This is a genomic window from Caproiciproducens sp. MSJ-32 (assembly GCF_018918055.1).
GTDB lineage: Bacteria > Bacillota > Clostridia > Clostridiales > Clostridiaceae > Clostridium.
This window is the reverse complement of record NZ_JAHLPS010000094.1, coordinates 22,625-29,821: the sequence shown is the minus strand read 5'-3', so window position 1 is coordinate 29,821 and position 7,197 is coordinate 22,625. Positions and strand designations below refer to the sequence as shown.

General features: G+C 29.1%; 6 protein-coding genes and 1 riboswitch. Of the genes, 5 read left to right on the top strand and 1 reads right to left on the bottom strand.

Going from position 1 to position 7,197, the window contains the following annotated elements; translation table 11 throughout:
• Window positions 1-351 precede the first annotated feature (351 nt).
• Entirely contained in the window at window positions 352-534 is a 183-nt protein-coding gene (locus KQI16_RS10710; protein WP_216434308.1) for a hypothetical protein, read from the bottom strand.
• A gap of 129 nt (window positions 535-663) precedes the next feature.
• On the opposite strand from KQI16_RS10710, the gene KQI16_RS10705 reads away from it, so the two are divergent.
• The 5 genes from KQI16_RS10705 to KQI16_RS10685 all read left to right on the top strand — a co-directional run bounded on the left by KQI16_RS10705 (window position 664) and on the right by KQI16_RS10685 (window position 7,108).
• Entirely contained in the window at window positions 664-1,239 is a 576-nt protein-coding gene (locus KQI16_RS10705) for a nucleoside recognition domain-containing protein (RefSeq protein WP_119864151.1), read from the top strand.
• Between the two features lie 12 nt (window positions 1,240-1,251).
• Window positions 1,252-1,776: a spore maturation protein gene (locus tag KQI16_RS10700; RefSeq protein ID WP_119864152.1), complete on the top strand. Its 525-nt coding sequence runs from the start codon at window positions 1,252-1,254 to the stop codon at window positions 1,774-1,776.
• An 82-nt stretch (window positions 1,777-1,858) separates the two neighbouring features.
• The gene (locus KQI16_RS10695; protein WP_216434306.1) at window positions 1,859-3,088 is read left to right on the top strand and encodes an aminopeptidase P family protein; all 1,230 of its coding nucleotides are present in this window, start codon (window positions 1,859-1,861) and stop codon (window positions 3,086-3,088) included.
• Between the two features lie 84 nt (window positions 3,089-3,172).
• Window positions 3,173-3,348: riboswitch (Lysine riboswitch) on the top strand.
• A 110-nt stretch (window positions 3,349-3,458) separates the two neighbouring features.
• Window positions 3,459-5,180: a Na+/H+ antiporter NhaC family protein gene (locus KQI16_RS10690; RefSeq protein ID WP_216434304.1), complete on the top strand. Its 1,722-nt coding sequence runs from the start codon at window positions 3,459-3,461 to the stop codon at window positions 5,178-5,180.
• 155 nt (window positions 5,181-5,335) lie between these two features.
• Window positions 5,336-7,108, top strand: coding sequence for an aminopeptidase P family protein (locus tag KQI16_RS10685; protein ID WP_216434303.1), 1,773 nt, complete (start codon window positions 5,336-5,338; stop codon window positions 7,106-7,108).
• Window positions 7,109-7,197: the final 89 nt, after the last annotated feature.

Genomic DNA, 7,197 nt, shown 5'->3' with positions numbered 1-7,197 from the left:
CAATATCTGAAATTTATTCATTTGTACATTAATTTCTATTGAACCGCCGTGTACCGAACGGTACGCACGGTGGTGTGAGAGGACGCTGAATAAAATAATTATTCAGCTCCTACTCGATTGCAGTTTTTATTAAGTTATTAAGAAAAAACTTTTTGTAATTTAAACTAATTATTGCAAAAAAATAGTAAAGATGATATAATACTCTTAAAGGTTATTAAACGTTTTCGTCAAATTTCAACTTTCGGTGAAGGGTTTGGTATTGAGTAAGAGATTTATTTATTTTGAGAATTGGGTTATGGGTCAAAAAAACAACTTCAAAAGAAGTTGTTTTTTTGTTATTTCTGTATTTTATTATAAAATTCCTTCTTCTTTTAATATATTTTCTAATTCTTGAAGCTTATTATTTAATAAAATAAATTTTTCTTTAATTATCTTTTTTTCTGCTTCATTATCTAATACATTAACAATTTCTTCTACTGTTTCTAAAGCATCATCAATTTCTTTTTGAGCTAATTTTAAATTAGATTCCTTCATATATATCTCCTTTTATGTCTCCTTTGTAATTTTAAACATAACAAATAATAGTTATATTATTTATCCTATCACTAATAAATTTCTCATGCAAGGCATATATTGTATAAGAAATTTGTAAGGGGTGAAATTTTGATAAATTATGTTTGGTTTATAATGATATTCTTAGGAATATTAGTTGGATTAATTACAGGTAATGGAGAAATTATTTCAAATTCTATCATAAAAACAGCAGATTCAACAGTTTCATTGATAATTGGATTAGTAGGAATAATGTGTTTTTGGTGTGGAGTAATGAAGGTAGCAGAAAAAAGTGGATTTACTCAAAAGCTAGCAAAACTCCTTAAACCGATATTAAAGCGTCTTTTTAAAGAAGCAGCAAAGGATGAAAAAGCTTTGGGAGCCATAGTTATGAATATTACTGCAAATATGATGGGCCTTGGTAATGCAGCTACTCCTTTTGGAATAAAGGCAATGGAGGAAATGAGCAGACTAAACAAGAAAGAGGGACGTGCCTCTAACGATATGGCCTTATTTTTAGTATTAAATGCTGCATGTATACAGCTTGTTCCTTCAACTGTAATTTCCATTAGGGCTGCAACAGGCTCCATCAATCCTGGTGCAATAATAATTCCAGCAGTAACAGCTAGCACAATAGCTGCAATTGCAGGAACTATATATTGCAAAATATTACAAAGGTATTTTTAAAGGAGTGTTTTAATGTTACAGTATTTAACTAAGAGCATTATTCCTATAATAGTTATAGTAATCACAACTTATGGAATGTTCAAGGGAAGAAAAGTATATGAATGGTTTATTGAAGGGGCAAAGGAAGGCTTAAAAGTCTGTTTAAACATATTTCCCTATCTGCTAGCTATGCTTATAGCAGTAAATATTTTTAGGGAGGCAAAATTATTAGATATTTTAAATGATTTAATAGCACCAATAGGTGCTTTAATAGGCCTTCCAAAGGAAGTAATTCCTTTAATATTAATAAAGCCTTTATCAGGAAGTGGAGCTATTGGAGTATTAACAGATATATTAAAAAATTATGGACCGGATACAAAAATAGGGCTTATATCATCTGTAATTATGGGAACTACTGAAACAATATTTTATACCCTGACAGTTTATTTTGGAGCTGTTCAAATAAAGAAGATAAGGCATACTTTATGGGCAGCAATTTTAGCTGATTTAACTGCCATTATTGTTTCAGTTTTTATAGTAACTAGATTTCTTTTATAATAAATAATGCATTTAAGGGAAAAATAGGCTATATTTAAAATATAGCCTATTTTTAATGTTTGATAAGGAAGTTGGAGGAACTATGAAAAAGGAATTTTATATAAAAAACAGAAAAAGAGTTTTTGATAAAATTAAGGATAATTCTATTCTGATTTTATTTGCAGGAAATGCTCCAAAGAAAACTGGGGATGAAGAATATCCTTTTACACCAAATAGAAATTTTTATTATTTAACAGGAATAGATGAGCAAGCTCATGTATTGTTATTAAGTAAATTTAATGGGGAGAATAAAGAGTACCTATTCATAAAAGATATAGATGAAATTATGGAAAAATGGAATGGAAAAACTATAAGAAAAGAAGAAGCAAGAGAAATTTGCGGAATAGAAGAAGTTAAATATTTAAGCGAACTAGATAAGTTCATTGATAAGTTAGTTTTAAATAAGGAAGAATTAAATATTTATTTAGATTTAGAAGAAAAAAATTCGTCTTATGACTATTTAAATAAAATAAAAGATAGATACTATAATATAAGTATTAAAAATGCTTATAAAATTATTGCTGAATTAAGACTTGTAAAAACTGAAGAAGAAATAAATAGAATAAGAAAAGCAATAGAAATTACAATTGAGGGTGTAGAAAATCTAATGAAAAATACTAAGGCAGGAATGAAAGAATATGAATTAGAAGCGTATTTTGATTTTGTATGTAAAAAAAGAGGAGTTAAGGATTTAGCCTTTAAGACTATTGCAGCAACGGGAAAAAATGCAACAATTCTTCATTATGTAGATAATAATACAGAACTTAAGGAAAATGATTTGATTTTATTTGATTTAGGTGCACAATATAAGTATTATAATGCAGATATATCAAGAACCTTCCCTGTAAGCGGAAAGTTTACCAAAAGACAAAAAGAAGTCTACAATGCAGTTCTTAGAGTAAATGAAAAGATAATTAGCGAAATGAAGCCGGGAGTTAAATTTCTTGATATTAACAAGCTGGCTAGAGACTTAATAGCTGAGGAATGTATAAAGCTCGGATTAATTAAAAATAAAGAGGATGTTTCAAAATACTATTATCACAGTATAGGCCATAGCTTAGGAATGGATACTCATGATGTAGAATTAGAAGGAAGAAATGTAACCTTTGAAGAAGGAATGGTATATACTGTTGAACCAGGCATTTATATAGAAGAAGAGGGAATTGGAATTAGAATAGAGGATGATGTTTTAATTACTAAGGATGGTAATGAAGTTTTAACGAAAAATATGATAAAATCAGTAGAACAAATTGAAGAGTTTATGTCTAAATAATAAACTTATAATTAGTTTTATTATATGGTTGATTTAATATGATAATCCTTATATAATGAGTGTGGAAATTAAATATAAATAAAGACAAGGTATAGAGGCGCGGTAATTAAGAGTACTATTAATGAGGTAAGCACTGTGATTTAATAGGAAAGGAATTATCGCCGAAGCGTATGATTGATGCTTTAAGATCATACTGCTGGTGTTATATAGAATATATATAACACTGCCACAAACTATCTTTGTGGAGAGCTATTACTTGAGGAACTTATTTTATTATTATCAGTGCTGATATTTTTAAAACCTTGAGTGAGAACTCGAGGTTTTTTATATTTGATTTTATTATTAGAAAATATTACAAAGGAGTTTAAAAATGAATAATAAAAAGAGTATTAAGTTGTTCTTAATAACAACTATGATTAGTTTATTATCAACATCTGTTGTTTTTGCAGAGGAATTAGATGTATCTGTAAGAAATGCAGATCATTATGGTATATTAACTTTGATACCACCTATTTTGGCAATATTATTAGCTTTTATAACTAAGAATGTTGTTATATCTTTATTTATTGGTGCATTATCAGGTACATTTTTAGTACAGTTAGTGGTTAATTCCTTTATGGATGCGATAATACAAGCTTTTCTAGATTTTGTATCTAGGGCATTAAATTCTTTAGCTGATTCTTGGAATGCAGGGATAATTCTTCAGGTGCTAGTTATAGGTGGAATTATACAATTAGTAGCTAAAATGGGAGGGGCAAAAGCTGTTGCAGAAGCTTTAGCAAAAAAAGCAAAAACAGCTAGGAGTACTCAATTAGTTACACTTTTGTTAGGGTTAGCAGTATTTTTTGATGATTATGCTAATTCATTAATAGTAGGACCTATAATGAAGCCTGTTTCAGATAAAATGAAAATATCAAGGGAAAGATTGGCTTTTATTATAGATGCAACTGCAGCTCCAATTGCAGGTTTAGCAATTGTATCTACTTGGATTGGTTTAGAGGTTGGTTTAATAAATGATGCTTTTGTAAATGGTATTGGTAAAGAGGTGGATGCTTTTGGTATCTTTTTACAGACTATTCCTTATAGATTTTATAATATATTAATACTAATATTTATTTTCATTACTTCGATCCTATTAAAGGATTTTGGACCAATGTATAAGGCTGAGGTTAAGGCAAGAAAAAGAGAGGAAGCATCTAAGGATGAAACTGCCTTAGATTCAAATTTTGATAATTCGGATTTTGAACCAAAAGAAGGAATAAAGTTAAGTATCTGGAATGCTATAATTCCAATAGGAACATTAATAGCAACGGCTTTAATTTGTTTTTACTATAGTGGTTATTCTTCAATAATGGCAGGGGAAAATGATGCTCTTAAGGAATTTATGCATAATTCACCTTTATCTCTTAAAGGGATTCAAGAGGCTTTTAGTGCATCAGATGCTTCAATAGCATTATTCCAGTCAGCTTTAATATCAAGCATAGTAACTATTGTTTTAGGAGTGATTAAAAAGATATTTACAATTTCTGAAGCTATAGATGTATGGATTGATGGAATGAAACCATTACTTATTACTGGAGTTATATTGCTATTAGCTTGGTCATTAAGTTCTGTAATAAAGGATTTAGGAACAGCAAAGTATTTAGTTTCCTTACTTTCAGGGGCATTTCCAAAATTCTTGCTTCCAAGTTTAATATTTATATTGGGTTCAGTTATCTCCTTTGCAACAGGTACAGCTTATGGAACTATGGGAATATTAATGCCTTTGGCAATACCTCTTGCATATTCAATAAATCCAGATATGAGTTATGTGGTTGTTAGTACAAGTGCTGTATTAACTGGAGCTATATTTGGTGATCATTGTTCTCCTATATCAGATACTACAATTCTTTCATCAATGGGATCCGGATGTAATCATATTGATCACGTTAATACTCAAATTTGGTATTCTTTATTTGTTGCATCAATAACAATAATCTTCGGATATATTCCAGCTGGATTTGGATTAAAGTGGTATATTGCTCTTCCGATAGCAATATTAGCAGTATATTTAGGGATTCAAATATTAGGGAAAAAGGTAGAAGAATATTAAAAGAGTTAAATATAGATTTAATTATATGATGAAGTTCATAGATATTTTTGAGCTTCATCATTTTTTATTCAGTTAAGTAAATATTAATCGTTATAGATTATAACAATTTCTATTGATATAATGATAATTAAAAGGATAAAGTGAGGAGTAATAGAATGAGTAATTTAGAAAAACTTAGAGAAGTAATGAAAAAAGAAAATATAAATTATTATATAATCCCAAGCAGTGATTCACATCAAAGTGAATATGTAGCAGATTATTTTAAAGGAAGGGAATTTATATCAGGTTTTACTGGCTCATCAGGAACCTTATTGGTGGGATTAGATAAGGCTTATCTTTGGACTGATGGAAGATATTTTATTCAGGCAGCTAAGGAATTATTAGGAACTGGAATTGAGCTTATGAAAATGGCTATTCCAGGCTACCCAAGTTTAGAGGAATGGATTAAAGATAATGTTAAGGAAGATAAAGTATTAGGCTTTGATGGAAGAGTTGTATCAGTTAAACAATATGAAATCTATAAAGCTATAGCAAATAATAATAAATTTAAAATAGTTATGGATAAGGATTTATTAGAGGAAGTTTGGCTTAATAGACCGCAGCTTCCAAAGTATAAGATTTTTAATCATGATGAAGCTTTTTGTGGAAAATCTACTAAGGAGAAGCTAGAAGAAGTAAGAAAAAATATGATAAATAAAGAAGCAGATAGTTTTATTTTATCCTCCTTAGATGATATAGCATGGCTTTATAATATAAGAGGAAATGATATTTTATTTAACCCAGTAGCGTTATCCTATGCCATAATAACTAGAAATGAAGCAAATCTTTATATAGATTTAGATAAGCTTACAGAAGAAGTAAAGACAAAATTGAATTCTCAAGGGGTAAATATATTTAATTATAATGAGATAGAAGAACATGTAAGAACTATAAAAGGTACAGTTTTACTAGATAAAAATAAGTTAAATGCAAAAGTATTTTCTGCAATTAGTAAAGAAGTTAGAGTTATAGATGAATTAAATTATACAACAAAATTAAAGGCTATAAAAAATGAAACTGAAATAGCAAGTATGGAAAAGTCTCAAGTAAGAGATGGAGTTGCTATGGTAAGATTTATGAAATGGCTAAAAGAAAATGTAGGTAAAGAAAAGATTAGTGAAATATCTGCAGCTAAAAAACTAACATCAATAAGGGCTGAAGGTGAAAACTATAAGGGAGATAGTTTTAATACTATTGCTGCTTATAAGGAACATGCAGCAATGATGCATTATTCAGCAACTGAAAAAACAGATTATGAACTTAAGGAAGAGGGAATGTTTCTTGTAGATTCAGGAGCACAATATCTTGATGGAACTACAGATATAACAAGAACCTTTATTTTAGGAGAAATTACTGAAGAGGAAAGAAGAGATTTTACTTTAGTTTTAAAGAGTCATATAGGATTAGCTTCAGCTAAATTCTTAAAGGGAACTACAGGCATGAATCTAGATATTTTAGCAAGGGGACCATTATGGAAATATGGTATAGATTATAAATGTGGAACAGGTCATGGTATTGGATTTTTCTTAAATGTCCATGAAGGCCCACAAAGTATTAGACCAACAGGGGAGGCTGCAGCTACAGTATTAGAAGCTGGAATGGTAATTACAAATGAACCTGGAGTTTATAAAGAAGGAAAATATGGAATTAGAACTGAAAATACTTTAATAGTAGAAAAATATATGGCCTCAGAAGAATCTGGTGAATTCTATAAATTTAGAACTATTTCTTATTGTCCTATAGATTTAGATGGATTAGAGCTTAATTTATTGACCTTTGAAGAAAAAGAGTGGTTGAATAATTACCACAAGACAGTATTTGAAAAGTTGAGTCCTTATTTAAGAGAAGATGAAGTTGAATTCTTAAAGAAAGCAACAAGGGAAGTTTAATAAAATGTATATTTTACAGCGCACAGTTAAAAATAAAATTATTTTTATAATCTCTAAAACTGTGCCCTGTGAATTTATAAAAGTATTTT

What these genes read in the sequence shown, in the direction of transcription:
- KQI16_RS10710 (WP_216434308.1), bottom strand. Translation starts at nt 534, where the DNA reads ATGAAGGAATCTAATTTAAAATTAGCTCAAAAAGAAATTGATGATGCT.
- KQI16_RS10700 (WP_119864152.1), top strand. Translation starts at nt 1,252, where the DNA reads ATGTTACAGTATTTAACTAAGAGCATTATTCCTATAATAGTTATAGTA.
- KQI16_RS10695 (WP_216434306.1), top strand. Translation starts at nt 1,859, where the DNA reads ATGAAAAAGGAATTTTATATAAAAAACAGAAAAAGAGTTTTTGATAAA.
- KQI16_RS10690 (WP_216434304.1), top strand. Translation starts at nt 3,459, where the DNA reads ATGAATAATAAAAAGAGTATTAAGTTGTTCTTAATAACAACTATGATT.
- KQI16_RS10685 (WP_216434303.1), top strand. Translation starts at nt 5,336, where the DNA reads ATGAGTAATTTAGAAAAACTTAGAGAAGTAATGAAAAAAGAAAATATA.